Annotated in this window: 29 protein-coding genes; 14 read left to right on the top strand and 15 right to left on the bottom strand. The window is 68.8% G+C overall.

Translation table 11 applies throughout. The features are described from left to right. Positions 1 to 111: 111 nt before the first annotated feature. A complete protein-coding gene (gene secA / locus AB5J62_RS35805; protein ID WP_370944435.1) occupies positions 112 to 2,934 on the top strand; it encodes a preprotein translocase subunit SecA in 2,823 nt (940 codons plus the stop codon). A gap of 66 nt (positions 2,935 to 3,000) precedes the next feature. Here the strand turns inward: secA and AB5J62_RS35800 are convergent, their stop codons facing one another. Further along, complete coding sequence (locus tag AB5J62_RS35800) at positions 3,001 to 3,504, bottom strand: Rv3235 family protein (protein ID WP_370944433.1); 504 nt, start codon at positions 3,502 to 3,504, stop codon at positions 3,001 to 3,003. A 112-nt stretch (positions 3,505 to 3,616) separates the two neighbouring features. On the opposite strand from AB5J62_RS35800, the gene AB5J62_RS35795 reads away from it, so the two are divergent. Next, on the top strand, positions 3,617 to 4,000 hold the full coding sequence (locus tag AB5J62_RS35795; protein ID WP_370944432.1) for an HAD-IA family hydrolase: 384 nt from the start codon (positions 3,617 to 3,619) through the stop codon (positions 3,998 to 4,000). Here AB5J62_RS35795 and AB5J62_RS35790 read toward each other — a convergent pair. Then, positions 3,978 to 4,745 (bottom strand): TrmH family RNA methyltransferase, encoded by a 768-nt coding sequence (locus AB5J62_RS35790; RefSeq protein WP_370944431.1) that lies wholly within the window; start codon positions 4,743 to 4,745, stop codon positions 3,978 to 3,980. The genes AB5J62_RS35795 and AB5J62_RS35790 overlap by 23 nt on opposite strands. Positions 4,746 to 4,779: 34 nt before the next feature. On the opposite strand from AB5J62_RS35790, the gene AB5J62_RS35785 reads away from it, so the two are divergent. Together AB5J62_RS35785 and AB5J62_RS35780 are read left to right on the top strand one after the other, a co-directional pair. Then, positions 4,780 to 6,186 (top strand): wax ester/triacylglycerol synthase family O-acyltransferase, encoded by a 1,407-nt coding sequence (locus AB5J62_RS35785; protein WP_370944430.1) that lies wholly within the window; start codon positions 4,780 to 4,782, stop codon positions 6,184 to 6,186. Continuing rightward, complete coding sequence (locus tag AB5J62_RS35780) at positions 6,183 to 6,683, top strand: hypothetical protein (protein WP_370944429.1); 501 nt, start codon at positions 6,183 to 6,185, stop codon at positions 6,681 to 6,683. The genes AB5J62_RS35785 and AB5J62_RS35780 overlap by 4 nt, the downstream gene beginning before the upstream one ends. Before the next feature lie 144 nt (positions 6,684 to 6,827). On the opposite strand, the gene AB5J62_RS35775 is transcribed toward AB5J62_RS35780, so the two are convergent. The 4 genes from AB5J62_RS35775 to rsgA form a co-directional block, all read right to left on the bottom strand. Continuing rightward, positions 6,828 to 7,724 (bottom strand): NAD-dependent epimerase/dehydratase family protein, encoded by an 897-nt coding sequence (locus AB5J62_RS35775; RefSeq protein WP_370944428.1) that lies wholly within the window; start codon positions 7,722 to 7,724, stop codon positions 6,828 to 6,830. Positions 7,725 to 8,000: 276 nt separating this feature from the next. Beyond that, a complete protein-coding gene (locus tag AB5J62_RS35770; RefSeq protein WP_370944426.1) occupies positions 8,001 to 8,768 on the bottom strand; it encodes a hypothetical protein in 768 nt (255 codons plus the stop codon). An 82-nt stretch (positions 8,769 to 8,850) separates the two neighbouring features. Beyond that, complete coding sequence (locus tag AB5J62_RS35765) at positions 8,851 to 9,717, bottom strand: hypothetical protein (RefSeq protein WP_370944425.1); 867 nt, start codon at positions 9,715 to 9,717, stop codon at positions 8,851 to 8,853. A 17-nt stretch (positions 9,718 to 9,734) separates the two neighbouring features. Then, on the bottom strand, positions 9,735 to 10,739 hold the full coding sequence (gene rsgA / locus AB5J62_RS35760) for a ribosome small subunit-dependent GTPase A (protein WP_370950424.1): 1,005 nt from the start codon (positions 10,737 to 10,739) through the stop codon (positions 9,735 to 9,737). Positions 10,740 to 10,856: 117 nt separating this feature from the next. Between rsgA and AB5J62_RS35755 the strand changes: the two genes are divergently transcribed. Both AB5J62_RS35755 and AB5J62_RS35750 read left to right on the top strand, forming a co-directional pair. Continuing rightward, positions 10,857 to 11,621, top strand: a complete 765-nt coding sequence (locus AB5J62_RS35755) for an SOS response-associated peptidase (protein WP_370944424.1) — start codon at positions 10,857 to 10,859, stop codon at positions 11,619 to 11,621. Beyond that, entirely contained in the window at positions 11,618 to 12,226 is a 609-nt protein-coding gene (locus AB5J62_RS35750; protein ID WP_370944422.1) for an alpha/beta family hydrolase, read from the top strand. The genes AB5J62_RS35755 and AB5J62_RS35750 overlap by 4 nt, the downstream gene beginning before the upstream one ends. Here AB5J62_RS35750 and AB5J62_RS35745 read toward each other — a convergent pair. Next, positions 12,176 to 12,724: a hypothetical protein gene (locus AB5J62_RS35745; RefSeq protein ID WP_370944420.1), complete on the bottom strand. Its 549-nt coding sequence runs from the start codon at positions 12,722 to 12,724 to the stop codon at positions 12,176 to 12,178. The genes AB5J62_RS35750 and AB5J62_RS35745 overlap by 51 nt on opposite strands. Positions 12,725 to 12,798: 74 nt before the next feature. Then, positions 12,799 to 13,275 carry a Cys-tRNA(Pro) deacylase gene (gene ybaK, locus AB5J62_RS35740; protein ID WP_370944418.1) on the bottom strand — a complete coding sequence of 159 codons (477 nt, stop codon included), beginning with the start codon at positions 13,273 to 13,275 and terminating at the stop codon, positions 12,799 to 12,801. A 163-nt stretch (positions 13,276 to 13,438) separates the two neighbouring features. Here ybaK and AB5J62_RS35735 point away from each other — a divergent pair, with 163 nt between their 5' ends. Together AB5J62_RS35735 and rsrA are read left to right on the top strand one after the other, a co-directional pair. Continuing rightward, on the top strand, positions 13,439 to 14,065 hold the full coding sequence (locus AB5J62_RS35735; RefSeq protein ID WP_370944416.1) for a sigma-70 family RNA polymerase sigma factor: 627 nt from the start codon (positions 13,439 to 13,441) through the stop codon (positions 14,063 to 14,065). Further along, positions 14,062 to 14,391 (top strand): mycothiol system anti-sigma-R factor, encoded by a 330-nt coding sequence (gene rsrA, locus AB5J62_RS35730; protein WP_370944415.1) that lies wholly within the window; start codon positions 14,062 to 14,064, stop codon positions 14,389 to 14,391. The genes AB5J62_RS35735 and rsrA overlap by 4 nt, the downstream gene beginning before the upstream one ends. A gap of 65 nt (positions 14,392 to 14,456) precedes the next feature. On the opposite strand, the gene AB5J62_RS35725 is transcribed toward rsrA, so the two are convergent. Next, positions 14,457 to 14,531, bottom strand: a complete 75-nt coding sequence (locus AB5J62_RS35725; protein WP_098515123.1) for a 50S ribosomal protein bL37 — start codon at positions 14,529 to 14,531, stop codon at positions 14,457 to 14,459. Positions 14,532 to 14,600: 69 nt separating this feature from the next. On the opposite strand from AB5J62_RS35725, the gene AB5J62_RS35720 reads away from it, so the two are divergent. Both AB5J62_RS35720 and AB5J62_RS35715 read left to right on the top strand, forming a co-directional pair. After that, entirely contained in the window at positions 14,601 to 14,822 is a 222-nt protein-coding gene (locus tag AB5J62_RS35720) for a biotin/lipoyl-binding carrier protein (RefSeq protein ID WP_370944414.1), read from the top strand. Between the two features lie 4 nt (positions 14,823 to 14,826). Then, a complete protein-coding gene (locus AB5J62_RS35715) occupies positions 14,827 to 16,323 on the top strand; it encodes a sensor histidine kinase (RefSeq protein ID WP_370944412.1) in 1,497 nt (498 codons plus the stop codon). 284 nt (positions 16,324 to 16,607) lie between these two features. Here the strand turns inward: AB5J62_RS35715 and AB5J62_RS35710 are convergent, their stop codons facing one another. Beyond that, on the bottom strand, positions 16,608 to 16,862 hold the full coding sequence (locus tag AB5J62_RS35710) for a WhiB family transcriptional regulator (RefSeq protein ID WP_091289714.1): 255 nt from the start codon (positions 16,860 to 16,862) through the stop codon (positions 16,608 to 16,610). Between the two features lie 286 nt (positions 16,863 to 17,148). Next, a complete protein-coding gene (locus AB5J62_RS35705) occupies positions 17,149 to 18,075 on the bottom strand; it encodes a diacylglycerol kinase family protein (protein ID WP_370944410.1) in 927 nt (308 codons plus the stop codon). A 303-nt stretch (positions 18,076 to 18,378) separates the two neighbouring features. On the opposite strand from AB5J62_RS35705, the gene AB5J62_RS35700 reads away from it, so the two are divergent. Then, positions 18,379 to 18,849 (top strand): hypothetical protein, encoded by a 471-nt coding sequence (locus AB5J62_RS35700; RefSeq protein WP_370944409.1) that lies wholly within the window; start codon positions 18,379 to 18,381, stop codon positions 18,847 to 18,849. A 373-nt stretch (positions 18,850 to 19,222) separates the two neighbouring features. On the opposite strand, the gene AB5J62_RS35695 is transcribed toward AB5J62_RS35700, so the two are convergent. After that, entirely contained in the window at positions 19,223 to 19,702 is a 480-nt protein-coding gene (locus AB5J62_RS35695) for an N-acetyltransferase family protein (RefSeq protein ID WP_370944407.1), read from the bottom strand. An 8-nt stretch (positions 19,703 to 19,710) separates the two neighbouring features. After that, complete coding sequence (locus AB5J62_RS35690; protein ID WP_370944406.1) at positions 19,711 to 20,271, bottom strand: acid phosphatase; 561 nt, start codon at positions 20,269 to 20,271, stop codon at positions 19,711 to 19,713. A 57-nt stretch (positions 20,272 to 20,328) separates the two neighbouring features. Here AB5J62_RS35690 and AB5J62_RS35685 point away from each other — a divergent pair, with 57 nt between their 5' ends. Next, entirely contained in the window at positions 20,329 to 20,793 is a 465-nt protein-coding gene (locus tag AB5J62_RS35685; protein ID WP_370944405.1) for a hotdog fold domain-containing protein, read from the top strand. A gap of 553 nt (positions 20,794 to 21,346) precedes the next feature. Beyond that, positions 21,347 to 22,972, top strand: a complete 1,626-nt coding sequence (locus AB5J62_RS35680; RefSeq protein WP_370944404.1) for a GMC oxidoreductase — start codon at positions 21,347 to 21,349, stop codon at positions 22,970 to 22,972. On the opposite strand, the gene AB5J62_RS35675 is transcribed toward AB5J62_RS35680, so the two are convergent. Then, on the bottom strand, positions 22,969 to 23,568 hold the full coding sequence (locus AB5J62_RS35675; RefSeq protein ID WP_370944403.1) for a dTDP-4-dehydrorhamnose 3,5-epimerase family protein: 600 nt from the start codon (positions 23,566 to 23,568) through the stop codon (positions 22,969 to 22,971). The two genes, AB5J62_RS35680 and AB5J62_RS35675, sit on opposite strands and share 4 nt — an antisense overlap. A gap of 275 nt (positions 23,569 to 23,843) precedes the next feature. On the opposite strand from AB5J62_RS35675, the gene AB5J62_RS35670 reads away from it, so the two are divergent. Continuing rightward, the gene (locus AB5J62_RS35670; RefSeq protein WP_370944402.1) at positions 23,844 to 25,043 is read left to right on the top strand and encodes an NADP-dependent malic enzyme; all 1,200 of its coding nucleotides are present in this window, start codon (positions 23,844 to 23,846) and stop codon (positions 25,041 to 25,043) included. Positions 25,044 to 25,111: 68 nt separating this feature from the next. Here the strand turns inward: AB5J62_RS35670 and AB5J62_RS35665 are convergent, their stop codons facing one another. Continuing rightward, complete coding sequence (locus tag AB5J62_RS35665; RefSeq protein WP_370944401.1) at positions 25,112 to 26,500, bottom strand: bis-aminopropyl spermidine synthase family protein; 1,389 nt, start codon at positions 26,498 to 26,500, stop codon at positions 25,112 to 25,114. Positions 26,501 to 26,575 lie beyond the last annotated feature (75 nt).

The raw sequence follows: 26,575 nt of genomic DNA, 5'->3' as shown, positions 1-26,575 counted from the left end.
CCCTACGATGGGGGTCAACTGCGGGTACGGGCCTGGCCCCGGACGCGCAGGTCATAGTGCCCGGGGGCGGCCCGGGTCCGAGCAATCTACTGGCTAGTGAGGTCGACCGGGATGGTTCTGAATCGCCTGCTCCGCGTGGGCGAGGGCAAGATGGTCAAGCGGCTGCGCAACATCGCCGACCACATCAACACCCTCGAAGACGACGTCAAGGACCTGACGGACGCCGAGCTGCGGGCCAAGACCGACGAGTTCAAACAGCGCTACGCCGACGGCGAGGATCTCGACGACATCCTGCCCGACGCCTTCGCCGTCGTCCGCGAGGCCGCGTGGCGCGTGCTCGGCCAGCGGCCGTACGACGTCCAGCTGATGGGCGGCGCGGCGCTGCACCTCGGTCAGGTCTCCGAGATGAAGACCGGTGAGGGCAAGACGCTCACCGAGGTGGCGCCCGCGTACCTCAACGCCATCTCCGGCAAGGGCGTGCACGTCATCACGGTCAACGACTACCTGGCCAAGCGTGACGCGGAGTGGATGGGCCGCATCCACCGCTTCCTCGGCCTCGAGGTCGGCGTGATCCTGGCCGAGCAGACCCCCGAGGTCCGCCGCCAGATGTACGCCGCCGACATCACGCACGGCACGAACAACGAGTTCGGCTTCGACTACCTGCGCGACAACATGGCGTGGGACCTCGCCGACTGCGTGCAGCGCGGCCACAACTTCGCGATCGTCGACGAGGTCGACTCGATCCTCATCGACGAGGCGCGTACCCCGCTGATCATCTCGGGCCCGGCCGACCAGTCCTCGCGCTGGTACACCGAGTTCGCGCGGCTGACCCCGCTGATGAAGGCGGAGATCCACTACGAGGTGGACATCCGCAAGCGCACCGTCGGTGTCACCGAGAAGGGTGTCGCGTTCGTCGAGGACCAGCTCGGCATCGACAACCTGTACGAGGCGGCGAACACCCCGCTCGTCGGTTACCTGAACAACGCGCTGAAGGTCAAGGAACTCTACAAGCGCGACAAGGACTACATCGTCCGCAACGGCGAGGTCCTCATCGTCGACGAGTTCACCGGCCGCATCCTGGCGGGCCGCCGCTACAACGAGGGCATGCACCAGGCGATCGAGGCCAAGGAAGGCGTCGAGATCAAGGCGGAGAACCAGACGCTCGCCACGATCACGCTGCAGAACTACTTCCGCCTCTACGACAAGCTGGCCGGCATGACCGGTACGGCCGAGACCGAGGCCGCCGAGTTCCACCAGACCTACAAGCTGGGTGTGGTGCCGATCCCGACGAACAAGCCGATGATCCGCGCCGACCAGCCGGACCTCATCTACAAGACCGAGCAGGCCAAGTTCGAGGCCGTCGCCGAGGACATCGCCGAGCGGCACGAGAAGGGCCAGCCGGTCCTCGTCGGCACCACGAGCGTCGAGAAGTCCGAGCACCTGTCGAAGCTGCTGCTGAAGATGGGCGTCCCGCACGAGGTGCTGAACGCGAAGCACCACGACCGGGAGGCGCTGATCGTCGCGCGTGCCGGGCGCAAGGGCGCGGTCACGGTCGCCACGAACATGGCCGGTCGTGGTACCGACATCGTGCTCGGCGGCAACCCGGACATCATCGCCGACGAGGTGCTGCGCGAGCGCGGCCTCGACCCGGTCGAGCACTCCGAAGAGTACGAGTCCGAGTGGCCGAAGGTGCTCGAAGAGGTCAAGGAGCAGGCCGACGCCGAGTCGGCCGAGGTCAAGGAGGCCGGTGGCCTCTACGTGCTCGGCACCGAGCGCCACGACTCCCGCCGCATCGACAACCAGCTGCGCGGTCGTTCCGGCCGTCAGGGCGACCCGGGCGAGTCCCGGTTCTACCTGTCGCTGGGCGACGACCTGATGAAGCGCTTCAACGCTTCGATGGTCGAGCGCGTCATGACCACCATGCGCCTGCCGGACGACATGCCGATCGAGCACAAGATGGTCTCCAAGGCCATCAAGAGCGCGCAGACGCAGGTCGAGCAGCAGAACGGCGAGATCCGCAAGAACGTCCTGAAGTACGACGAGGTGATGAACCTCCAGCGCAAGGTCATCTACAAGGAGCGCTTGCGCGTCCTCGAAGGCGAAGACCTCAGCGAGCAGGTCGTGCACATGCTCACCGGTGTCGTCGACGAGTACGTCACCGGCGCGACGGCCGACGGCTACGCGGAGGACTGGGACCACGAGAAGCTGTGGACCGCGCTGAAGGGGCTCTACCCGGTCAAGATCACCTGGGACGAGCTCGTCGAGGAAGAGGACCTGGACGCCGAGCGCCTGCGTGACGCGCTGCGGTCCGACATCCTGGACGCCTACACCGCGCGCGAGCAGGACATCGAGGCCAAGGCCGGTGAAGGCACCATGCGTGAGCTCGAGCGCCGCGTGATGCTGTCGGTGCTGGACCGCAAGTGGCGTGAGCACCTCTACGAGATGGACTATCTCAAGGAGGGCATCGGCATGCGCGCGCTCGCGCAGCGGGATCCGCTGATCGAGTACCAGCGCGAAGGCTACGACATGTTCAACGCGATGCTGGAGTCGCTGAAGGAGGAGGCCGTCGGCTTCCTGTTCAACCTCCAGGTCGAGGTCGCCGAGCCGGAGCCCGCCGCCGAGGACGCCACCGCGCTGCCCGCGGGCGTTTCGCCCAACGGCAACGGCCAGGCGCCCGAAGGCCGCCACTCCCGTCCCGCGCCGCCGCAGCCGCCGACCACGGACACCAAGTCCGTCCCGTCGGCTCTGCGTGGCAAGGGCCTGGAGAACGGCAACCCGCAGACCGGCCTGACCTTCTCCGGCCCCGCCGAAGACGGTGAAGCCGAGTCGCACGCGGACTCGGCGGGCGACTCCGACGCGAGCGGCACGCGCCGCGAGCGTCGCGCCGCCCAGCGCGAGCAGGCCAAGAAGGGCAAGCGCGGCCCGCGCCGCTAAACCCGCAGCTCACAGCTCGTGAGTGGGATGACCGGTTCTAACCGGTCATACCACTCACGAGCTTTTTCATGCCGTTTTGCGGTGGCCACGCTCTTTGGTCTCCAGCACCTCGAAGCGGCAGCAGCGCCAGCCCGCCGCGTTGCGCTCGAAGCGGGCCGCGGCGGCGAACACGCGCGGCCCGGCCTCGACGGTCGCGCAGGCTTCGATCGCGCCGTCGGCCGGATAGCAGGTGTGGATCGTCCGCATCGTGTAGCTGACGCCCAGCGCGCGCCTGCGGTCGACGAGCCGCTCGTACAGCGCCAGGCTGACCAGCGGCCGCACCTGGCCAGGCGGGCGCCTGCCGTCGCAGGTCTCCAGGATCATGCGGATCATCCGGCCCAGCTTCTGGTTGTCCGGCGGCAGCTCGTGCGCGCTGGTCAGCGTCCGCCGCCTGCGGCCGCCGGAGAGCTCCAGATCGAGCGAGAGCTGTCCGTCCGGGTCTTCGAGCCGCTGCCGGACGCGAGGTGGCCTGGTGGCGGCGCGGCGGGTCGGTTCGAAGGGTGCGAGCGGTCTCAGCCACACGGCGGTCATCTTCAGGTCCCCCTCTTCGGCGGCCCGGACGGCCGCTCCCACCCTGTTAGTGCGGGTGACCCCCGGAATCCATGCACACCTCACCCGAACGTGTGCCCCTTACTGTGGAGGCATGCGCGGTTTGATCGTCGATTACGCGGGTGTGCTCACCGACCCGGACGCGGATGAGCTCTACGTGGAGCTGAAAGCGTTGCGGGAGCGGGGAATCCGCACCGCGCTGCTGTCCAACGCGCCGGGCGCGTCGCCGTCGGCCAAGCGCTCGCTGGAGCCGTTCTTCGACGCGCTCGTGTTCTCGGGCGAGGTGGGCGTCGCGAAGCCGTCGCGTGAGGTCTACCTGCTCACGGCCGGTCTGCTCAGCCTGCCCGCCGATCAGTGCGTCTTCGTCGACGACGCCGCGCGCAACGTCCACGGCGCCGTCGCCGCGGGCATGGCTGGCGTGCACCACACCTCGGTGCCGGGCACGCTCACCGAGCTCAGCGCGCTGTTCCCCGCCTGACCAGCTCGAACGAGAGCACCGCGGCGGCCGCGGAGACGTTGAGGGACTCGACGTCGCCCGGCATCGGGATCGACACCCACTCGGAAATCAGCTCGCCGACCTCGGCGCCGACACCGGCCGTCTCACCGCCGAGCACGAACGCGGCGCGCTGCGGCAGGTCGACGTCGAACACCGAACTCCGTGCCTTCGCGCCGAGCGCGAACAGGCCGTAGCCAGCCTCGACGAGCATCTCGGCGGCCTCGCGCGCGGTGCCGCAGCGCAGCACCGGCGCCCGGAACGCCACCCCCGCCGAGGCTTTGACGACCATCGGGTCGAGCGCGGCGACCCCGCGCCTCGGCACGATGACGCCTTCGAGGCCTGCCGCGGTGGCCGTCCGCAGGATCATGCCGACGTTGGCCGGGGTGGTGATGCCGTCGAGCAGCAGCACGCGTGACGGCGGGCGCTTGCCCGCGAGCGCGGCGGCCAGCGTCGACATGCGGGGCGCGACGACGTCCGCGAGCACACCCTGGTCCTGCTTGCCGTTGCCGGCGAGCACCTTCACGCGGTGCGCGCTCGCGCGCTGGACCGCGACGCCGGCGGCCTTGGCGGCCTGCAGGATCTCGGCGGCCGCCTGGCCGCGCGCGGTGTCGGCGAGTATCACCTTGTCCACCACGAGCGACGCGTCATCGAGCGCCTCGAGAACCGGCTTCCTGCCGTACACGGTCAAGAACCGGTCTTTCGGCGATATCTCATGCTCAACACCCACGCCGCGCAGTGTCGCACTGTGTCAGGATCACGTCATGCCCGACCGCCTTTCCGCGCTGGACGCCTCCTTCCTGTACGTGGAGGACCACGCGACCCCCATGCACGTCGGCGGGGTCGCGGTTTTCGAACGGCCGAGCAGTGGCTTCGACTACGAGCAGCTGCTCACGCTGATCGGCCAGCGGCTGGCGTACCTGCCGCGCTACCGGCAGCGCGTGCTGGAGGTGCCGGGGCATCTGGCGAGGCCGGTGTGGGTCGACGACGTCGACTTCGACCTCAACTACCACGTGCGGCGCTCCGCGCTGCCCGAACCTGGCACGGACGAGCAGCTGTTCGACCTGGTCGCGAGGCTGATGTCGCGGCGGCTCGACCCCGAGCGGCCGCTGTGGGAGGCGTACTTCGTCGAGGGGCTGGCGGGCGACAAGGTCGCGCTGGTGACCAAGACGCACCAGTCGGTGGTCGACGGGGTCGGCACGATCGAGCTCGGGCAGCTGATCCTCGACACCACCCCGCAGGACCCGGACCCGATCGACGACACCTGGACCCCGCGCCGCCAGCCGAACCGCACGCAGCTGGTGCTCGACGCGATCAGCGAGACCGTGCAGCGGCCCGGTGAGCTGGTCGAGAACGTCCGCTCCGCGGCCAACGACGCCGCCGCGACCGCCGAGAAGGTCGTGGAGGCGCTGGGCGGCGTCGCGTCGGCCGTGCGGACCGTGGTGCGCCCCGCGCCCGCCGGGCCGCTGAACGTGCGCGTTTCCGGCGGCCGGATGTTCGCCGTGGTGCGGACGCGGCTGGAGGACTTCCGCAAGATCCGCGCCGAGCAGGGCGGCACGGTCAACGATGTCGTGCTCGCCTGCATCACCGGCGCGTTGCGCGAATGGCTGCTCTCGCGCGGGTCGGCGCTGACCTCGTCGACCACCATCCGCGCGCTGGTGCCGATGGCGGTGCGCGACGCCGAGACCGCCGAATATTCGACGCCGGGCCTGGTCGGGAACCAGGTTGCGGCCTATCTGGTCGATCTGCCGGTCGGCGAGGCCAACCCGGTGCTGCGGCTGCAGCACATCGGCCACGCGATGGCCGACCACCTGAACTCGGGCCGCTCGGTCGCCGCGCGTGCGCTGCTGACCGTCGGCGGCTTCGCACCCGCGACGCTGCATTCGCTCGGCGCACGGGCGGCCGGGACGTTCTCCGGCCGCATCTTCAACCTGATGATCACCAATTCGCCGGGCCCGCAGGTGCCGCTGTACGCGGGGCAGGCGAGAATGGTCGAGATGTTCCCGGTCATGCCGCTCGTCCGCAACCAGGCACTCGCCATCGGCGTCACGTCGTACCACGGTGGTGTCTACTTCGGACTGAACGGCGACCGCAAGGCAGTGTCCGATGTGGACGTTCTCGCCGGGATGATCGAGGAATCGTTGGAAGAGTTAAAAGGAGCACACTGGTGAGGGTCTACCTGCCCGCGACGATCGACATGCTCCGCGACCTGAACACCTCCGGCGAGTTCCGCGCACGCAGCGGCACCGGTTTCGCGCTGACGCCCGCGCTACGCGAGTCCTACGCGAGCGGCTCCGACGAGGAGCTCGAATACGCGGCACTGCTCGACGCCGCCCGCGCCTCGCTCCGCCTGATCGGCGCCGTCGACAAGCCAGAAGACCTCCCGCCGCGCCGCGTGGTCATCTCGGCCGACGTCGAGGACGCGACCCTGCGCCCCGACCTCGACTACGCCGTCGTCCGCCTGAACGGCCCCGTCACGCTCGCCCAGGTCGCGGCCGTCCACGTCGACGCCTCCGAGGCCGAGCCCGCGGTACTCGACGCGGCCCGCGCCATCGACGCCGCCGACCTCGGCGACCCCGACGCCGAGTTCATCCTCGGCGAGGCCGAGGACCACGAGCTCGCCTGGTACGCCGCCCAGGAGCTGCCGTTCCTGCTGGAACTGCTCTGATTTCCGCGCTCTGACCAGGCCTTATCCGGGTTGTCCACAGTCTTGTTCCCCTGTGGACAACCCGCGCTTTTTCCTGCCCCGGCCCGTGCTCCTCGGTAAGCTGGACGTGGGGCGGCCCCCCATGGAGTGGCGGGGGAAGGTGAGTTAGGGAGCGGTGGGTTCGAACCAGGCCGGGCCGGGGGTGGGGAGCTCGGGTTTCCAGCCGGTGGCGTCCGTCAGGCGGGTCGAGACGACGCGCTGCGAGCGGGCCAGTACCGCCATCATCGGGATCCGGTCGGCGAGCCGGCGGGGCAGCGCGTGGGGTTTGCGGACCCCGGCGGCCGCGGCCATCGCCTCGCCCAGCACCTGCTTGCGTATCGGCTCGGCGCCGACGTTGTAGACGCCGCTGGGCGCGCGCAGTGCCGCGACGGCGGCCGTCGCCGCGTCGGACGGGTGGATCGCGCAGGTCCAGTCGTTCCGGCGGCCGATGATCAGCGGTGTGCCGTAACGGGCCGCCGCGAGCTGGGACTTCGTCAGCGCGTCGTCGCCCACCAGCACGCCGATGCGCAGACGGATCGCGGACCGTCCGGTCGACTCCAGTTTCGCGATGTTCTCGTGCCCGCGCGGCGATGAGGCGGTGACGCCGACCGGAGCCAGCGGGGCGTCTTCGTCGAGCGGAGTGTCGCCGCCGTCCGCGTAGACGAAAGAAATGCCTTCCTGGACAACGGTTTTCACTGAGTCCACAAGGGACACGGCGGCGGCCAGCGCTCGCGTGCCGTCGAGACGGAGCCGGTCGTTCTCGGCCCAGCCGGCCCGGCGCATGGCCGCCGAGGCCGCGGGGATCCGGGTCGCCAGGTTGAGCACGGCCTCGTGTCCGCGCAACGCCGAAGCCAGCGACTCGACGTCGAACAGGTCCCCGGCGACCGGCGAGGCGCCGGTGTCGCGCACCGCGCTTTCCCGGCCCGCGCGGGCGAAGCCGCTCACCTCGTGCCCGTCGGCGAGCAGCCGCCGCACGGCGGGCCTGCCGAGTATTCCGGTCGCCCCGATGACCAGCACCTTCATCACGTCCCCTTTCGTCCTCACCTGGACGACGCGGCCCGCGAAAACGTGACAAGGCCTCGTGAGCGTTCCGGGCGGTTCTAGCCGCCCGGAACGCGCACGACCCCCGCTGTCCAGCGGTTGTCTGCACGCGAAAGCCGAGTTTGGGCCATCCAACGTCCCAAAATCGGCTTTCGCGTGTGTTCGAACCCGCTCGGGGACGTGCGCGATGCTGACGACCTCGCCCAAGACAGGGCTGGGGTCGTGAGCGTTGCGGGCGGTTCTAACCGCCCGCAACGCTCACGAGCCGGGCAGCTCGCCGACCTGGTCCGCGGGCGGGGCTTGGACGTCCGCGGCGGCACCCCAGTCGCTGTACTTGGCCGTGATCTTCGCGGGGGAGCCCTCAGGCGCGCCGGCCGCTTTGAGCAGCGCGGCGAGGTCCATCGACACCTGGACCGGCCGCCGCTGCGCGTCGACCCACAGCTCGGCAGGGAAACGGTCCGCCTTGCCCTGGATCTCTTTGACCGCCTCAGGCGAGAGCCCAGCGGGCAGGTCCGGGCCCAGGCGGGCGAGGTCGACGTCGAACCAGTAGTGGTCGACGCCGTCGCCGTGCTCGCCGCGCACCAGGGTGCCCGCGCGCCGGAGCTGCTCGACCGTCCGCGCCGGGTCGCTCTGCTTGGCCACCTGGTCCAGGCTCGCGCCCATCGCCTGCGAGAACGGGTCCTGGCCGTCCGCGCTGAGCTTCGCCCACGGCTTGGCCGTGTCGGCGCCGGGAACCTTGACGTACAAGAGCTTGTCGACCAGGCGCAGTTCCATCGGCTCGCCGGAGAGGTCCATGGACATCGTGAGCGCGGTGCCCGCGGCGTCGAACCGGGCTTGGCCGCGGCCGGTCGTCCGCACGCCGCCGATGGCGAGGTCGGTGTCGAACTTGGCCGTCTTGCCCTGCGCCAGCGCGGTCGAGACCGCCTGTGTCAGCTGCTGCGCGTCGCCGAACAGCGGGGGCCGCTCCGGCTCGCCGGTGCAGGCCACGAGCAGGAAAGCCATCGCCAGCAAGGCCGTTCTCCGCATCGGGACAGCGTCGCACGAAGGCACGGAAACACGATGGCGCCCCTCGGGAAAACCCGAGGGGCGCCATCACAAAGTGCGAAGATCAGTTCTTCGGCATTTCGCCGACCTGGTCGGCGGGCGGGGCCTGCACGTCGACCGGGGCGCCCCAGTCGCTGTACTTCATGGTCATCTTCATCTCGCCCATCTGCTGCGCCTGGGGCGCGCCTGCGGCGATCTCCTTCATCATGGCGCCCATGTCCATCTCGACCTTCACCGGAAGGTTGTCGCCGTTGACGAACAGCTCCATCGGGATGATCAGGCTCTTGCCCTTGAGCTGGTCGACCATCTCGGCCGGGATGCCGGACGGGAGGTTGTTCGCCATCTTCGCGAAGTCGAGGTCGACCGAGTAGTGGTTCGCGGGCTGGCCGTCGAGGGTGGTCTTCTCGGACTTCTTGATCGTGCCCGCCGCCTTGATCTGGTCAAGGAACTTCGACGGGTCGTTCTGCTCCATCATCTCGTTGAAGTCCGCACCGAACTCCTTGGAGGCGGTGGCGTCGTCCAGCGCGACCTTGGCCCACTCCTTGGTGAAGCCCTTCTTCTGACGCATGACTTCCGGCATCTTCATGTAGACGACCTTGTCGACAAGGCGCATCTCGATCTGCATGCCCATCATGTCCATGGTCATGGACATCTTCGAGTCGCCGCCGGCGTAAGAGGCCTGGCCGCTGCCCTTGATCGAGAGACCGCCCATGCCGGTCTCCATGGTGAACTTCGCCGACTTCGACTTCTCCGTGCCGGCCTTCGCCGCCTCGGCGAGCTGGATCGGGTCGCTGAACAGGGCGCTGATGGTGTCCTTCTGCTCGCCACCGGGCGCGGGCGCCGCGGAGCCGTTGCCATCGGTCTTTCCGCCACAGGCGGTCAGCGCCAGAACGAGGGCGGCGCCCCCCGCCACCAATGCTGCCTTACGCATTCAAAAACCCCTCATCGTCAAGTTTCCATCCCGGCCCGGGAAGCCAGTAGCCGTCGCAACGACGCCAGCCGGTCCGCTCGTGCCGGACTCTCGCCGACCACGTCGTCGAGAGCACAATCCGGGTCATCGGGCGACCCCAGGTGTCCGCAGCCGGACGGGCATTCCTCAGCCGCCGCCGCGAACTCTTCGAACGCGTTGACGATGTCGTCACCGGTGACATGCGCCAACCCGAAAGATCGTACGCCCGGCGTGTCGATCACCCACCCACCCCCGGGCAGTGGTAGCGCGATCGCCGTCACAGAAGTGTGTTTACCCTTCCCGACCGCGCTGACCACCCCGATGGGCAGCGCGGCGTCCGGCACCAGCCGATTGACCAAAGTGGACTTGCCGACGCCGGAATGCCCGACCAGCGCCGTCACCTTGTCCTTCAAACGCTCGTCGAGGTCTTCAGGTTGCCTGTCGTGCCTGCTGACTATCACCTGCAGGTCAAGGCCCGCGTAACCGGCGAGCAGCTCGTCGGGGCTGGCCAGGTCGGATTTGGTCAGGCACAGCACCGGTTCCAGCCCACCGGCGTAGCAGGCGACCAGGCAGCGGTCGATGAAACCGGGGCGCGGCGGCGGATCGGCGAGCGCGGTGACGATCAGCAGCTGCTCGGCGTTCGCGACGACCACCCGCTCGAACGGGTCGGTGTCGTCGGCGGTGCGCCGCAGCACGCTGGTGCGCTCGTCCACCCGGATGATCCTGGCCAGCGTGTCCGGCTTGCCGCTGACGTCGCCGACGATGCCGACCGAGTCGCCGACCACGATCGGGGTACGGCCGAGTTCCCGCGCGCGCATCGCGGTGACCACCCGATCGGGGTCACCGTCGAGCGCGCAGGTCCAACGGCCGCGGTCCTTCGTGACCACCAGCGCGGTCGAGGCGTCGGCGTGCTCGGGGCGCCGCTTGCTGCGCGGACGGGTGCTCTTGCCGGGGCGCACCCGGACGTCGCTCTCGTCCAGCCTGCGCCAGTCACTGCCACCCAAACCAAGCACGCCCTTTCCGCGTTCACCTCCCCTGATGATCCCACGCCGCTCGCCACCGGCGCGCGAACCGTGTAACGATGGCGCACCAGAGGGCGGTGCGACGAGGAGGTTCAGGCGATGTGTGGCCGCTATGCGGCCTCGAAGGACCCGGCCACATTGACCGCGGAATTCGAGGCGGCGGACCTGACGGGCGGCGAGGCGCTGTCCGCCGACTACAACGTCGCGCCCACGAAGAACGTGCCGACGGTCGTGCAACGGCATCCGCGCGACGCCGACGGCCAGGTGCTCGAAGACGAGCCCGCGGTGCGCCAGCTGCGCGTGATGCGCTGGGGACTGGTGCCGTTCTGGGCCAAGGACCCGTCCGTCGGCAACAAGATGATCAACACCCGCGCCGAGACGGCGACGGAGAAGCCCGCGTTCCGCAAGGCACTGTCGAGCAGGCGCTGCCTGGTGCCCGCCGACGGCTGGTACGAGTGGAAACGCGACGGCAAGGCGAAGGAAGCCTTCTACATGACCGGGCCGGGTGACGCCTCGCTCGCGTTCGCCGGGATCTGGGAGAGCTGGCGCAAGCCGGGCACCGACGACCCGCCGCTGATCACCTTCTCGGTGCTGACCACGGACGCGATCGGGCAGCTCACCGAGGTGCACCACCGGATGCCGCTGCTGATGCCCGCCGAAAACTGGGGCGCGTGGCTCGACCCGGACCGCGCGGACGTCACCGAGCTGCTCAGCCCGACCCCGCTGTCCTTCGTCGACACGCTGGAGCTGCGGCCCGTCTCCAATCAGGTGAACAGCGTCCGCAACAACGGCCCCCAGCTCATCGAGCGCTTCGAAAACCCGCTGCCGCTCGACGAGAACGCGCTGTTCGAGCAGCCGAAATGACCAGCATCGACATCGAGACCTCGTTCGGGCCAGCGCGGGCCGAGCTGCACTGCGCCGAGGAGGGCGTCGCGGTGCTGATGCTCGGCCACGGCGCGGGCGGCGGCACGTCGGCGCCGGACCTGGTCGCGGTGACCAGGGCGGCGCAGACGGTCGGCGTGCACGTGGTGCTGGTGGAACAGCCGTACCGGGTCGCCGGGCGCCGCGCGCCGGCCCCGGCCAGGCAGCTGGACGAGTCGTGGCTGACCGTCGCCGACGAGATCACCGCCCGCTTCGACGGGCTGCCGCTGGTGTTCGGCGGCCGCTCGTCCGGCGCGCGCGTGGCGTGCCGGACGGCCGCGGAGGGGCAGGCGGCGGCGGTGCTGTGCCTCGCGTTCCCCGAGCACCCGCCAGGCAAGCCGGAGAAGAGCCGTCAGGACGAGCTCGACGGCGTCGAGGTGCCGGTGCTGGTGGTGCAGGGCGACAAGGACCCGTTCGGCAGGCCGAAGCCGCGGCCGCACCACGAGCTCGTCGTGCTCGCGGGCGACCACAACCTCAAGGCCGACCTCGACGGTGTCTCACGCGCCGCTGCCGAGTGGCTGGAGCGGGTGCTGCGGCCGCTGGCCTAGCCTGCGCCACGCGTACTGGGCCGTGACCAGCGCCAGCAATGGGCCCCACAGCAGTAAAGGCGCGTAACAGCAGGCCATCACCACGTCGTAGCCGCCGTCGGGGGCGAAGCTGTCCGACGGCATCGTGAGGCCCGCGTCGTCCCAGCGGAACGCGGACGAGATCGTGATCACGGTCACCGCGATCGCGCCGCAGGCAGCGGGCACGATCGCGGTGACCGGGTGGATCCCTTTACCCCCAAGGAAAGGGATCCAGCGCGGCCAGACCTCACCCCATGGCCGCACCAGTCCGAGCGTCAGGAAAGCGAGTGTTTCGGCGAAAGTGCTGAGCCCGAAGACGTAAAGCGTTCCCCAGCCTGGAATCCCGAACTCATCGAGCCCTTTTTCGGTGAACCCCACGGGGATCTGCAATCCCATGGCGATGCGCCAGAGTCCCGAAGGCAATGTCGTCAGCAAGGTGGCGTGTGCGCACCAGGTGGCCCAGCGAGGTACTTGCTTCATACGAAAGAGAATTCCGCGGGCGAAGGCCGCGATCCTCCCGCTGGAGGACCGCCCGGCTCACCCCGGAGAGGGAATCAGCCCGCGATGGGCGCGACGACGGCGTTGGTCAGCCGCACGAGATCGGCGGGCGCGAGTTCGACCTCCAGGCCGCGGCGCCCCGCCGAGCAGTACACAGTGGCGTGATCCTCGGCGGACGCGTCGATCACCACGGCCAGCCTGCTGCGGTGCCCGAGCGGCGAGATGCCGCCGAGCACGTAGCCGGTCGCGCGCTGCGCGGCGGCCGGATCGGCCATTTTGGCCTTCTTGCCGCCCGCCGCGGCGGCGAGCGCCTTCAGGTCCAGCTGGCCGGTGACGGGCACGACACCCACGGTGAGCTTGCCGTCGACCTCGGCGACCAGTGTCTTGTAGACGCGCGCCGCGTCGATGCCGAGCACCTCGGCGGCCTCGGTGCCGTAGGACTCGTGGCGCGGGTCGTGGTCGTACGCGTGCAGGGTGTGGGCGACCTTCTGCTTCGTCAGCAACGCGGTCGCGGGGGTGCCCTTGCCAGCCATGTGCGGAAGCTTACTTTCGGCCGGGAATGCCTTGGCGGGTGGAGATGTTGAACCGGACGTGCAGACAACCCTCGCTAAGCCAAGCCGCGTGAAGTCGTACCGCGTATCCTCGACGCAGTCGCATGCGCGTCCGCGCATCGACGCGCCTTGGGAAGGGAAAGTTTTGCCGAGCAAGCAGGACCCCGCGGTGCCCGATTCGGGGGACAAGCAGCGCGCCGAGCGTTTCGAAAGGGACGCGATGCCGCTGCTCGACCAGCTCTATTCGGCGGCCATGCGGATGACCCGCAACCCGGCCGACGCCGAGGACCTGGTCCAGGAAACCTACTTGAAGGCGTACGCGGCTTTCGCGTCCTTCAAGGAGGGCACCAACCTCAAGGCGTGGATGTACCGCATCCTCACGAACACCTACATCAACGGCTACCGCAAACGTCAGCGGCAGCCGGTGCAGCAGCCGACCGACGAGATCACCGACTGGCAGATCGCCAAGGCCGAGAGCCACACGTCGAGCGGACTGCGCTCGGCCGAGGTCGAGGCCATGGACAACCTGCCCGACGCCGACGTCAAGGCCGCGCTGCAGAAGCTGCCGGAGGAGTTCCGGCTCGCCGTCTACCTCGCCGACGTCGAGGGCTTCGCCTACAAGGAAATCGCCGAGATCATGGACACCCCCATCGGGACCGTGATGTCCCGCCTCCACCGCGGTCGTGCGCAGCTGCGTGAGCTGCTCGCGGACGTGGCCCGCGAACGTGGTTTCATCCGTTCGGGCAAACGCGAGGAGGTGGCCGGGCGATGAACGACGTCTGCGGATCAAGCGACCCGAAGGACCCCGAGGACAAGGTCAACTGCGACGAGGCGCTCGCGGAGATCTACCTGCTGCTCGACAAGGAGTGCTCCGCCGCGCACGAGGCGGAGCTGCGCAAGCACCTCGACCGGTGCCCGCCCTGCCTGGAGGAGTACGGGATCGACGAGCAGCTCAAGCAGCTGCTGCACCGCAAGTGCGGCGGCGAGCACGCGCCGGAGGACCTCAAGGAGCGGCTCAGGGCGTCGATCCGCAAGACGGTCGAATCGCGCGGCGGGCTGACCATCGAGCGCACCGAGATCAGCATCGAGCGCGAGTAGGCACCGCGGAAACTTGAAAAGGCCCCCTCACCGGACGGTGTGGGGGCCTTTTCGCACGCCGGGTCTCAGGCGTTGGGCTTCTTGCCGTGGTTCGCGCCGTTCTTCTTACGGTCGCGACGCTTGCGGGCACGCTTCGACATGCTCACTCCTTGGTGCTCTGGTCAACCCCACCAGTGTGACAGGTGGCTTTCGGGTGGTTGGATCGGGTGATGCTCTCCGACATTCCCGCCGAGATGGTCGGCACCGTGGTCAAGGTCGTCGCGAAGCCGGGTGACGTGCTCGCCGAGGGCGCGACGGTGGTGATCCTCGAGTCGATGAAGATGGAGATCCCGGTGCTCGCCGAGCGCGCGGGCCGGGTGGTCGAGCTGAGCGTCGCGGCGGGTGACCGCGTCCAAGAAGGTGCCGTTCTAGCCAAGATCGAGGTCGAGTAACCGCATGTCCACACTGGCCGAGCTGCTGGCGGAGAACACGAGACTGTCCGGCGAGGCCGCCGACCACCTGCAGACGGTGGTCGCCGAGTGGCAGCTGCTGGCGGACCTCTCGTTCGCGGACTTCCTGCTCTGGGTGACCGTCACCGAGGAGCCGCCTGCCGGCGGAGGTGACTTCGTGTGCGTCTCGCACGCGCGCCCGACGACCGCGCCGACCGCGCATCCCGAGGACGTCGTCGGCACCAGGTTCACCGTCGCGGAGCATCCGCAGCTGGCCAAGGCCATGCGTGAGGGCCGGATCTGCCGCGAAGAGGACCCGCACTGGTACCGCGACCTGCCGATGCGCCGCGAGGCCGTGCCGGTGACGTTCGGCGGCAAGGTGATCGCCGTGCTCAGCCGCGAGACGAACCTCGCGCAGCCGCGGGTGCCGTCGCCGCTCGAAATCGCCTATCTGGGCAGCGCGGGCGATCTGTGCCAGATGATCGTCGACGGGACGTTCCCGAGTCGCGACAACCAGACGGACACGCACACCAGCCCGCGCGTCGGCGACGGCCTGATCAGGCTCGACGCGGCGGGCACGGTCGTGTTCGCCAGCCCGAACGGGTTATCCGCCTATCACCGGATGGGGCACGAGAGCGACCTCGTCGGCACGCGCCTGGCGCCGCTGACGCGCTCGCTGATCCGCGATCCGTTCGACGCGACCGAGGTGTCGCACCGGATCATCGAGGCGCTCGACGGCAAGCCCAGCAGCCGTACCGAGGCCGATTCGCGGCGCGGCGCCGTGGTCCTGTTCCGCGCGCTGCCGCTGCGGCCGTCCGGCCAGCCTGCCGGCGCGCTGGTGCTCGTGCGTGACGTCACCGAGGTCAAGCGGCGTGACCGCGCGCTGCTGTCCAAGGACGCCACGATCCGCGAAATCCACCACCGGGTGAAGAACAACTTGCAGACGGTAGCCGCTTTGCTGCGCCTGCAGTCGCGCCGGACGTCCAGCGAGGAGGCGCGGCTGGCGCTGGCGGAGTCCGTGCGCCGGGTGACGTCGATCGCGATGGTGCACGAGGCGCTGTCGATCTCCGTCGACGAGCGGGTGGACCTGGATTCGCTGCTCGACAACGTGCTGCCGATGGTCGGCGAGGTCGCGACCGCGGAATCGCGGGTGAGTCTGTCACGTACGGGCTCGTTCGGCGTGGTCGTCGCGGAGATCGCGACGCCGCTGGTGATGGTTTTGGCCGAACTCGTGCAGAACGCGATCGGCCACGCGTTCCCGGACGGGCGGCCCGGCAAGGTCGACCTGGTCGTCGAACGCTCGGCGCGCTGGCTCGACGTGATCATCCGGGACAACGGCCGAGGGTTGCCGTCCGGTTTTTCACTCGAACGAAGCGATGGACTGGGTTTGCAGATTGTGCGAACCCTCGTCGAGTCCGAGCTGCGGGGCTCGCTCTCACTGCGAGGACCGCGTTCGGGTGGCACCGAGGCCGCGCTGCGGATCCCGCTTTCGCGTCGGGTCTGACCTGGGAAGGGCCAGGATAAAGCGGGCTTTACTCCAGGGCGCGGAGCGCCCAAGAGTAAAGCCCGCTTTATCCACGTTTAAGGCCCGGCACCGAAGAGAAGAGGTGCCGGGCCTAGAGAACGGTTCCGCGGGAGGACTTTGGCAAGTCCCGGGTGGCTTCACTGGGCCGCTATCAGGCGGTTGTGAGCCTCTTGTTAAGCTCAAGCCGGGTAGGTATCACCTCAGGTGGAGTGAGCGCAAGGTCACTCCACCGAAATAACCAACTTCGGCTTGGGTTATGCGTATTAGGCGATGCTACGGGTGCCGATGTGCGTACGGCGGCGCTTGAGAGCGCGTCGCTCGTCTTCGCTCATCCCGCCCCACACGCCGGCGTCCTGTCCACTGGCCAATGCCCAGGAGAGACAGTCGGAGGCGACGGTGCAGCGGTGGCACACGGTCTTCGCCTGAGCTACCTGCGACAGAGCGGGCCCACTGGTCCCCACGGGGAAGAACAGCTCGGGGTCCTCGTCTCGGCAGGCCGCGTCGTGGCGCCAGTCCATGTTTCTGAGCTCCTAACAACAGCGCGGGAGAGGCCGCGCCATAGATCGTCATGGCGGTCGTTTTTTGGGGTGCTTGTGAATGCTTTCACGAGACACCGCTTTCGACAAGGGTTTTCTGGAGATCGGTGAGTCAGCTCACCCGGCCGAGTTACCTCTCTGACCTGCGGTTTCGTCCTGAAACTGCGTTCAGAGGGGAAGGCCGGTGCGGTGAACGGAGCTTTTGTGTCGACGAGCGGCTGTAACACTTTGCCGCAGACGATCAGCGACCGGCCGTCCCGAGTGACCGTCAGACCCTGACTGTCACGGCGTTCGGCACGCTGATGAACTCCACCCGGGTCCGCTGGCCCACCAGGTCCCCGTCTACTTGGAAGTTTACCGGTTCAGCTGCGTCGATGCGGATGATCGGCAGGTCATCGTGACGCACGACGCGCCTGCCTTTTTGGTTCCCCTTGGCGCTGAGCGCGCGGCGTAAAGCCTTGAACACGCTCGGCACACCGAGACCGCTCATCGCGAACAAGCCGAGCCCGGTGTCGAACGAGCACTCCTTGTTGAGATGGACCGGACGCTCACCGAGGTAACTCCACGGATCGGTGTTCGACACGAAAGCGGTGACGACCTCTCGCGGTTCCTCGCCGGGCACGCGCACGGTCATCTTCGGCCTGCCCAGCGGTGGGCGGAAGTGGGAGGCGACGGCGGCGCGCATATACAGCCCCGAAGTGGTCTGCTTGCCGCGCTTCTTCGCGACGCGGGCGACGACGTCGGCGTCCCAGCCCATGCCTGCGTTGAAGGTGAACCAGTGCCCGTCGGCCAGCCCGAGCCCGACCCGGCGGCTGGTGTCGTCCTCGATGGCGCGCAGCAGCTGGTGCGTGGCTTCGACGGGATCGGGGGAAATACCGAGCGCGCGGGCGAACACGTTGGCCGAACCACCCGGCACGACACCGAGCATCGGCAGGTGGCCGATCTCGGCCGGATCGCCGTCCGCGTCGGCGAGCAGGCCGTTGACGACCTCGTTGACCGTGCCGTCGCCGCCGTGCGCCACGACCAGGTCGAGGCCGTCACGAGCCGCGGACCTGGCCACCGCCATCCCGTGGCCGCGATAGGCCGTCTCCACGACCTCGAGCTTGACCTGGCTCGCGAGCGCATGGGCAAGCACGTCCCGGCCACCAGCTGTGGTCGAGGTGGCCTGTGGGTTGACGATGAGGACTGCACGCACTACCCGAGAGTAAGTGACATGGCCCCGAGCGGGGCCCATGGTGACGAAGTCCTCAAGTCACGCTGGATGCGCGATAACGACCCTGTGGCGGGCAGTCCTCCATCTGTCGATGACATCCGCTGTCGTGACAAGTGCACCCGGGCCGACCGCCCGCTCATCAGACGACACCCTGAATACTGACTCGCGAACCGCCGCGCGAAAACGGCCGACCGGGTGGCTTACGATCAGTTGCGCTCACGCACGGTCACCCGCCCAGGTGAGGCCACCGTGCGCAAGGTAAGCAGTTGGGAAGGCGACGCACCCGTGCCGTTTACGGACAAGTTCTCCCCGGCGCCGCGCGAGGTCCGCGTCGCGGGCGCGATCACCGCGCTGCCCGGCCTCGCGATGGTCGTGCTGGCGGTGCTCCTGCTGGTCAAGACCAGCGAAGGCACGGGAAACAACCTGCTGGCCGAGGTCGGCTACTACGCGGTGCTCGGCGCCGGAACGGTCGCCTGCGGCATCGGCCTGCTGCTGGGCCGCACCTGGGCGCGCTCCCCGTCGGTGGTCGTCGCGCTGATCATGATCGGCGTCGGCTGGTACCTCGCGGGCCCGTCCGGTCAGCCGGCACCCGGTGTCCCGGTCGCGTTGCTCGGCGTGGTCGTCGTCGTCCTGCTGTTCCGCCGGGCTTCGCGTGCGTGGGTGCTCGGCCTGCGCGACGGCGAGACCGAGGAAGAGGCGGCCGAGCGTGACGGCGCCGCGGGCCGGGCCGCGCGCCGCGACCGCGACGACGACTAGGTTTCGCCGGCCGGTCGGCGCTCCCACCGGGCCGCCAAGCGCCCGAATGCGTCCTTCGTCACCTCGGAGGTGCCGAAAGACGCATTGGGGGCCTGGGAGGGACCGAAAGCCGCATTCGGGACGTGGGAGGGACCGAAAGCCGCATTGGGGACCTCCGGGGGACCGAAGGACGCATTGGGGGCCTGGGAGGGACCGAAAGCCGCATTGGGGACCTGGGACGGACCGAAGGACGCATTCGGGACGTGGGAGGGACCGAAAGCCGCATTGGGGACCTCCGGGGGACCGAAGGACGCATTGGGGAGCTGGGAGTAGCCCGAAAGTCACTTTCGTCAGATGAGACCTGACGGAAGTGGCTTTCGGGCTTTTGGGTGGGTCAGGAGCGGGCGAGGGCCTGGAGGGGTGCGTCGGCGAGGCGGTAGACGGTCCACTCGTCCATCGGGGTCGCGCCGAGTGCTTTGTAGAACTCCGTGGCCGGGTTCCAGTCGAGTACGGACCATTCGAGGCGCTCGAGGCCGCGGGTGACGCACTCGTCGGCGAGGGCGGAGAGGAGCGCCTTGCCGAGGCCGGAGCCGCGGTGGGACTCGCTGACGTAGAGGTCTTCGAGGTAGATGCCGTGCACGCCGCGCCAGGTCGAGAAGTTGAGGAACCAGAGCGCGCAGCCGACGACTTCGCCGTCGAGCTCGGCGACGTGGCCGAAGAGGGCGGGTGCGTCGGTGAAGAGGGCCTGGTGGAGCTGGGCCGGGGTGAGGTGGCAGTCCTGCGGGGCCTTCTCGTACTCGGCGAGTTCGTGGCAGAGCTGGACCACCGCGTCCACATCGGACTCGCGGATGCGGCGGATTCGGTTGTCGGGCAACGAGACTCCTAGCTGGGCGGGATGTTGAGGTGGTCGATCTGGGGTACGCCGCGCTCGTCGCCGAGTATGGTGATCGAGGCGGGGTCCACCGCGAAGTGGACGCCGGACGTGGCGGGCAGGCCGACCCAGCGTGTCACGAGGACGCGGCTGAAGTGACCGTGGCCGACCGCGATGACGTCGCTGCCCGCTGCTCGGAAGCGGGCGATCACGGCGTCGGCGCGGGCGGACACGTCGGCGGCCGATTCGCCGCCGGGGACCGGGTGGGTCCAGACGGTCCAGCCGGGTACGGTCTCGCGGATCTGGTCGGTGGTGATGCCCTCGTAGTCGCCGTAGTCCCATTCGGCGAGGTCTTCGGTGGTCTCGGTCACCGTGAGGCCGGCGAGTTCGGCGGTGCGCAGCGCGCGGCCGCGCGGGCTCGACCAGACGAGCGGCGGTTTTTCGGTGAGGCGGACGGCTCGTGCCTGGGCTTCACCTGCCGCTGTGAGCGGGATGTCGGTGCGGCCGGTGTGCCTGCCCGTGGCGGACCACTCGGTCTGGCCGTGCCGGAGAAGGAAAAGTCGATGACCCACGTTTGCGAATATAGCCGCCCGTCTGCTTAGCTACTCGTGAGTAACAAGGGAGGCGCGATGACTTCGACGTACGCGTTGTGGACCAGGCTGGCGGCCAAGCCGGGCGGCAAGCAGCTGTTCTCGGCCGCGATGTGCCTGCGGGTGCCGTATTTCCGGACGATCGTGCCCTCGGTCAAGGAGATCAAGCCCGGCCGCTGTGAGGTCACCTCGCCCAAGTGGTGGGGTGTCTACAACCACATCGGCACGTATCACGCGATCGCCGCGTGCAACCTCGCCGAGATCGCGATGGGCATGCTCGCCGAGGCGACGCTGCCGCCGACGCACCGCTGGCTGCCCAAGGGAATGACCGTCAATTACGTCGCCAAGGCGGAGACGAGCCTGCGCGCGGTGGCGGAGCTTCCGTCCATTCCGGACTTCGGCGACGAGGGCTTCGAGTTGCCCGTTCCCGTCACCATCACCGACACCGCGGGCAAGCCCGTCGTCACCGCCACGATCACGATCTGGGTCACGCGTAAGGCTTGAAACCCACGTGGCTGGTCTGCTCGACCACGGCGGACGACGGTAGGGTCGATCACGCTGAACTTCACCACGAGTGGATTCGCCGACAGCACCTCGGTTTTCCCGACCTGCTGGACGACCGAGTGGATCGGGTGCTTCAGGCTGCCGATGGTCGCGCCGCCCGGCACGAGCGGCCCGCGCAGTGTCGCGTACAGGTCAAGCTCGCCTTTGCGTTCCTCCGTGGACTCGAAGTCGGAGTAGCCGCCGTAGTGCAGCTGGACCGTGGTGCCGGGCAGCTGCGGAACAGCCGCGGGCGCGTGCTTGAGCGTGCTGAAGACCTGCGCGAACTTTCCGTTGAGCTTACCCTCGGCGAAGGTCATGCGCAGCTCGCCGAGCGCGAGTCTGTCCACCTTCCCGAAAGACAAAGTTCCTTGGGAGACAAAGGTTTCGCAGCGCCACTCGGCCGGGTTCGCGCCGGCGAGCAGCGCGGCGAGTTTCATGCCGACAGCCTGGTCTGCCGGTGACGTGCGCCACATCGGGGAAGGTACCCAAGGGGGACCCTGGCTACAGTCGTCCGATGACTCGGGTAAACGGCGTTAACTCACTGACCCGCAGGCGGTTCCTCGGCACCGCGGCGCTCGGCACCGCCGCCGCGCTCGGCCTGACCACGATCTCGGCGCGCAAGGCGAGCGCCGCGCTGCCGGACTTCGTGCCCGCCATTGTGATCGGCACCGGTTATGGCGCCGCGGCGACCGCGTTGCGGCTGGGTGAAGCCGGAGTGTCCACCCTGATGCTGGAGATGGGCAGGCTCTGGACCGAGCCGGCCGCCGACGGCAAGGTCTTCAGCGGCATGCTCGCGCCCGATCGCCGCTCGATGTGGTTCAAGGATCGCACCGAAGCGCCGCTCGCCTCGTTTCTGTGGCTGGACATAGCCAATCGCGACATCCCGCGTTACGCCGGTGTTCTCGATCGTGTCCACTTTGGAGACATGTCCGTCTACCTCGGACGCGGTGTCGGCGGTGGCTCGCTGGTGAACGGCGCGATGGCGGTGACGCCGCGCCGCGACTACTTCGAGGAGATCCTGCCCTCGGTCGACGCCGACGAGATGTACGGCAAGTACTTCCCGCGCGCCACCGCGGCGCTGGGCGTCAACCACGTCGACCGGCAGTGGTTCGAGACCTGTAGGTCCTACGCGTTCGCGCGCGTTTCCCGCAAGGCGGCGGCGAAAGTGGGGCTGGGCACGACGTTCATCCCGAGCGTCTACGACTTCGAGTACCTCAAGCGGGAAGAGGCGGGCACGGCGGCGCGGTCGGCGCTGGGCTCCGAGGTCATCTACGGCAACAACCACGGCAAGCGCTCGCTGGACAAGACCTATCTCGCCGCCGCGCTCGGCACCGGCAACGTCACCATCCAGACACTGCACGAGGTGCGCGAGATCATCCGGCAGCCCGATGGTCTGTACACGCTGGTGGTGCGTGAAATCGACGAGAACGGCACGGTGCTCGCGACAAAACATGTCAGCACCCGGTATCTGTTCCTCGGCGCAGGCAGTGTCGGCTCGACGGAATTGCTCGTGCGCGCGCGGGAGACCGGCAGGCTGCCCGAGCTGACCGACGAGGTCGGCCGCGGCTGGGGCACGAATGGCAATGTGATGCTCGGCAGGGCGAATCATCTTTGGGACCCGACTGGATCGCTTCAGTCGGGGATGCCGGTGCTGGGCATCGACAACTGGAGCGATCCAGAAAACCCGGTTTTCGCCGAAATCGCGCCCGTGCCCGCCGGGATCGAAACCTGGGCGAGCCTGTATTTGGCCATCACCAAGAACCCGGAGCGCGGGTATTTCAGCTACGACGCCGCGAGCGACTCGGCGAAACTGCACTGGTCGGCCGCGCAGGGGCAACGTTCGATCGACGCCGCGAAGTCGCTTTTCGACCGGATCAACCGCGCGAACCTGACGGTCTACCGCCACGATCTGTTCGGCGACACGCGCGCGTTCGAGAACCGGTTCACCTATCACCCGCTCGGGGGACTGGTGCTGGGCAAGGCGACCGACGCGTACGGGCGCGTGCGCGGGTACGACAACCTCTACGTCACCGACGGCTCGCTGATCCCCGGAAGCACCGGGGTGAACCCGTTCGTGACGATCACCGCGCTCGCTGAACGCAACATCGAGCGGGTGATCGCCGAGGACGGGATCGCCTAGCCTCGCAGGCTCTTGTAGTGGGTGACGCAGTCTTCGTAATTCGGCAAGATGCCCTGGTCGAGGGCCTGCGCGAGGGTCGGGGCCGAGCGGTCCTTCTCGGACAGGATCGGCTCGATGTCCGAGGGCCACGGCAGCCCGAGCGTCTCATCCAATGGGGTGATCCCGTGCTCGGCCCCTGGCCGGTAACCCTCGGAGCACAGGTAGCTCATCGCGGTGTTCTCCTCCAGCGCGACGAAGCCGTGGCCGATGCCCTCGGCGACGTACACCGCGCGGAAGTCGACCGTGTCGAGCCGCACCACGTCCCACTGGCCGAAGGTCGGCGAGCCGACGCGGAGGTCGACCACCACGTCGAGCAGCGCGCCCTGCGGGCAATAGACGTACTTCGCCTGGCCGGGCGGGGTGTCGGAGAAGTGGATTCCGCGGATGGTGCCGCGCTGGGAAATGCTGTGGTTGGTCTGCGCCAGCCGAAGGGGATGGCCGACCGCGTCGAGGAACGCCGGTTCCTGAAATGGGGCCACGAAAAGGCCCCGGTTGTCGGGAAAGGTTCGCGGGGTGAACTCGAAGGCGTCCCGCACGGTCAATTCGCGCGCTTGCATGACGCTTACCCTATCGAGGGATAAATAAGCCGGACAGACGTCTTGCTATACAACCCCTGCACCCCTAACTCCTGTGACATGAACCGCACCGCGGGGTCACATCCGGTTTCGCGCCTGCCACAATGGTCTTACCGCCGCGTCGGCGGGGATCGCCTCACCCGGCACCGATAGCCCCCGACGCACTAGCCGACAGGCCGGCGCTACCGCGCTGGGCTGCCGCGCAGGAGACCGTCGCATATTCCCCCCTGCCTGCAGTCCCAGGAGACGTTTTGACGATGACAGGAATCACGATGAACGACCAGATCCGCGAGGACACCACCCCGGTGACCGACGCGGAGATCTTCCGTGGCCACGAGGGCGGCAAGCTCTCGGTCGCGGCCACCCGCCCGATTTCGGACGCGCGCGACCTCTCCGTCGCGTACACCCCGGGCGTGGCCAAGGTCAGCAGGGCGATCGCCCAGGACGCCGCGATGGCGAAGCAGTACACCTGGGCGGACCGGCTCGTCGTCGTGGTGAGTGACGGGACCGCGGTGCTCGGCCTCGGTGACATCGGCGCGAGCGCCTCGCTGCCGGTCATGGAGGGCAAGTCGGTCCTGTTCAAGACCTTCGGCGGCCTCGACTCGATCCCGCTGGTGCTCGACACCACGGACGTCGACGAGATCGTCGAGACGCTCATCCGGCTGCGGCCGTCGTACGGCGCGGTGAACCTCGAGGACATCTCGGCGCCGCGCTGCTTCGAGATCGAGGACAAGCTCAAGGAAGCGCTCGACTGCCCGGTCATGCACGACGACCAGCACGGCACCGCGATCGTGGCGCTGGCCGCGCTGCGCGGGGCGAACCTGGTGCTCGGGCGCGACATCGCCGCCGAGCGCGTGGTGGTCTCGGGTGCGGGCGCCGCCGGGGTGGCGTGCGCGAAGATCCTGCAGGCGGCCGGTGTCGGTGACGTGACCGTGCTGGACTCCAAGGGAATCGTTTCGCAGGGCCGTGCCGGGCTGAACCCGATCAAGGAGCAGCTCGCGGCCACGACGAACAAGGCCGGGCTGCAGGGTGGCCTGCGCGAGGCGCTCGAAGGCGCGGACGTGTTCCTCGGTCTTTCGGGCGCGTTGATCGACGAGTCGCTCCTCGCCGGTATGGCGGATGACTCGATCGTGTTCGCGCTGTCGAACCCGGACCCGGAAGTTCACCCGGAGGTGGCATCGCGGTACGCCGCCATCGTCGCGACCGGGCGGTCCGACTTCCCCAACCAGATCAACAACGTGCTGGCGTTCCCCGGTGTCTTCCGCGGCGCGCTCGACGCGGGCGCGCGGTCGATCACGGAGAACATGAAGCTGGCGGCCGCCGACGCGATCGTGGCCGTGGCCGCGGACGACCTCGCGGCCGACCGCATCGTCCCCAGCGCGCTCGACCCGCGCGTCGCGCCCGCCGTGGCCGACGCCGTGGCCAAGGCGGCCGTGGCCGACGGCGTCTGCGGCTAAGACCCTGGTGACAAGGGCTCGTGCGCGTTGCGGGCGGTTCTAACCGCCCGCAACGCGCACGAGCCCTTTTACGTGGCCAGGAGGGCCGCGATGCGGTGGCGTGGCAGGTCGATGAGGCGGTAGGCGTGCAGCTCGGCCGGGATTTCCTGCGGCACGTTCGCGAGGCGCGCGTGCGCGCGGCTGAGCAGTTCGTTCTGGCCGGACACGGCGTCCGCGACGACCACGGCGTGCTTGTTGTCGGGTGTGCTGCGCAGCAGCCGCAGCGTGTACTTCCCCGCGACCAAAGACGACAGGGCCGCCTGGGACGCGGCGTCGCCCAGGTCGGGGTGCGAATTCGGCAGCAGCAGCGCGAGCCGCTGGGCGTTCGTCCCGAGCAGCGTGCGCAGCAGCCAAGGTCCCGGGTCGGCTGAGAGGTCCATGGCGACGGCATCGCCTTCGGGACCGGACACCGACCAGTCGACGCGGCGTGACTCGATCGAGAGCCCGGTTTCGCCCGCGATCTCCAGCAGCCGGTCCACCAGCGCGGGTTTCGTCGTGCCCGCTTCGACCGACTGCGGGCCGTGCGTGTAGATCGCCGACTTTCCCTTGCCCGCGCGCGCCTTTTTGGCCTTCGCGGTCGGCTGGCAGACGTAGAGGTCCGCCGCGCTGCCGATCGCCTGCGCGCCGAAGTAGCGGTTGAAGTCCGGCAGGATCGCCTCGAACGTCAGGCCGAGGATCGCCAGCTCGCGCTGCACCTGCGCGCCCAGCGCGGGGTGACGCGGGCTGTAGCCGTACGCCAGCAGCAGCCGGCCGTCGCTCGGTTCGCGCAGCGCCTGGACGCCGCGTGCGGCGAACAAGCCCATGCCTTCCGGGGTGTAGGGCGGGTCGCTGAAGACGAGGTCCGCCGAGCCGCTCACCGCGGGCGGCAGGCCGAAGCGCAGATCGGCGTGCAGGGTGCGCACGCGGCCGTCGCTGGCCGCGTCGATGTACTCGAGGACGCGCTCGTCGAGGTCCACGACGGTGATGTCCGCGTCCGGATCCGTCAGGTGCACGGCCAGCGAGGTCAGGTCGTGGTCGCCGAGACACAGCAGCCGGGCCTTGCCGAGGTCGTAGCGCGAACGCAGCCACAGCGCGCGCTTCAGCACGGTTTCCGGGGTCGCCTGCACGTGGTCGAGCGCCGCGAGCGGCGGCGGGACGTCCTTGACGAGCTTTTCCAGCGTGACCAGCGCGTCGCCGCCGGGTTCGGTGAACTCCGGCAGTCCGTACTCGGTGTAGCCCGAACCCGGCTTGAGGCGCGAGAGCTTGCCGTCGCGTTCGAGATCGTCGCCCAGCGCGGACTGGAGTTCCTCGATGCTGCGGCGCGGCGCGGCCGTGACCCTGATCAAGTCGTCGAATTCCTGCCAGCCCTCGCGGAGCAAGACAATCGCCTGGTGGAGAGGCTTTCCGTGGACAGTCAGCAGGTCTTCGAGTGAAGGCACGGTAAGAGCCTAAGACTTGGAACGCCGTGCCGATCCTCGGGATCTCCGCTACGGTTTTCGCCACCTACATGGGGA

Origin of the sequence: Amycolatopsis sp. cg5 (genome assembly GCF_041346955.1) — a bacterium.
Taxonomy (GTDB): Bacteria; Actinomycetota; Actinomycetes; order Mycobacteriales; family Pseudonocardiaceae; genus Amycolatopsis.
Note: the sequence above shows the minus strand (reverse complement) of the source record. Positions and strands in the feature narration are given on the sequence as shown.

Excerpts from the sequence above, each read along its gene's own strand:
- AB5J62_RS35745 (WP_370944420.1), bottom strand. The coding sequence starts at position 12,724 with ATGAAGCAAGTACCTCGCTGGGCCACCTGGTGCGCACACGCCACCTTG.
- AB5J62_RS35785 (WP_370944430.1), top strand. The coding sequence starts at position 4,780 with ATGCCCGACCGCCTTTCCGCGCTGGACGCCTCCTTCCTGTACGTGGAG.
- AB5J62_RS35770 (WP_370944426.1), bottom strand. The coding sequence starts at position 8,768 with ATGCGGAGAACGGCCTTGCTGGCGATGGCTTTCCTGCTCGTGGCCTGC.
- AB5J62_RS35800 (WP_370944433.1), bottom strand. The coding sequence starts at position 3,504 with ATGACCGCCGTGTGGCTGAGACCGCTCGCACCCTTCGAACCGACCCGC.
- AB5J62_RS35750 (WP_370944422.1), top strand. The coding sequence starts at position 11,618 with ATGACCAGCATCGACATCGAGACCTCGTTCGGGCCAGCGCGGGCCGAG.
- AB5J62_RS35720 (WP_370944414.1), top strand. The coding sequence starts at position 14,601 with ATGCTCTCCGACATTCCCGCCGAGATGGTCGGCACCGTGGTCAAGGTC.
- AB5J62_RS35765 (WP_370944425.1), bottom strand. The coding sequence starts at position 9,717 with ATGCGTAAGGCAGCATTGGTGGCGGGGGGCGCCGCCCTCGTTCTGGCG.
- AB5J62_RS35710 (WP_091289714.1), bottom strand. The coding sequence starts at position 16,862 with ATGGACTGGCGCCACGACGCGGCCTGCCGAGACGAGGACCCCGAGCTG.
- AB5J62_RS35675 (WP_370944403.1), bottom strand. The coding sequence starts at position 23,568 with ATGCAAGCGCGCGAATTGACCGTGCGGGACGCCTTCGAGTTCACCCCG.
- rsrA (WP_370944415.1), top strand. The coding sequence starts at position 14,062 with ATGAACGACGTCTGCGGATCAAGCGACCCGAAGGACCCCGAGGACAAG.
- AB5J62_RS35795 (WP_370944432.1), top strand. The coding sequence starts at position 3,617 with ATGCGCGGTTTGATCGTCGATTACGCGGGTGTGCTCACCGACCCGGAC.
- secA (WP_370944435.1), top strand. The coding sequence starts at position 112 with ATGGTTCTGAATCGCCTGCTCCGCGTGGGCGAGGGCAAGATGGTCAAG.
- AB5J62_RS35755 (WP_370944424.1), top strand. The coding sequence starts at position 10,857 with ATGTGTGGCCGCTATGCGGCCTCGAAGGACCCGGCCACATTGACCGCG.
- AB5J62_RS35670 (WP_370944402.1), top strand. The coding sequence starts at position 23,844 with ATGACAGGAATCACGATGAACGACCAGATCCGCGAGGACACCACCCCG.
- AB5J62_RS35715 (WP_370944412.1), top strand. The coding sequence starts at position 14,827 with ATGTCCACACTGGCCGAGCTGCTGGCGGAGAACACGAGACTGTCCGGC.
- AB5J62_RS35775 (WP_370944428.1), bottom strand. The coding sequence starts at position 7,724 with ATGAAGGTGCTGGTCATCGGGGCGACCGGAATACTCGGCAGGCCCGCC.
- ybaK (WP_370944418.1), bottom strand. The coding sequence starts at position 13,275 with ATGGCTGGCAAGGGCACCCCCGCGACCGCGTTGCTGACGAAGCAGAAG.
- AB5J62_RS35680 (WP_370944404.1), top strand. The coding sequence starts at position 21,347 with ATGACTCGGGTAAACGGCGTTAACTCACTGACCCGCAGGCGGTTCCTC.
- AB5J62_RS35685 (WP_370944405.1), top strand. The coding sequence starts at position 20,329 with ATGACTTCGACGTACGCGTTGTGGACCAGGCTGGCGGCCAAGCCGGGC.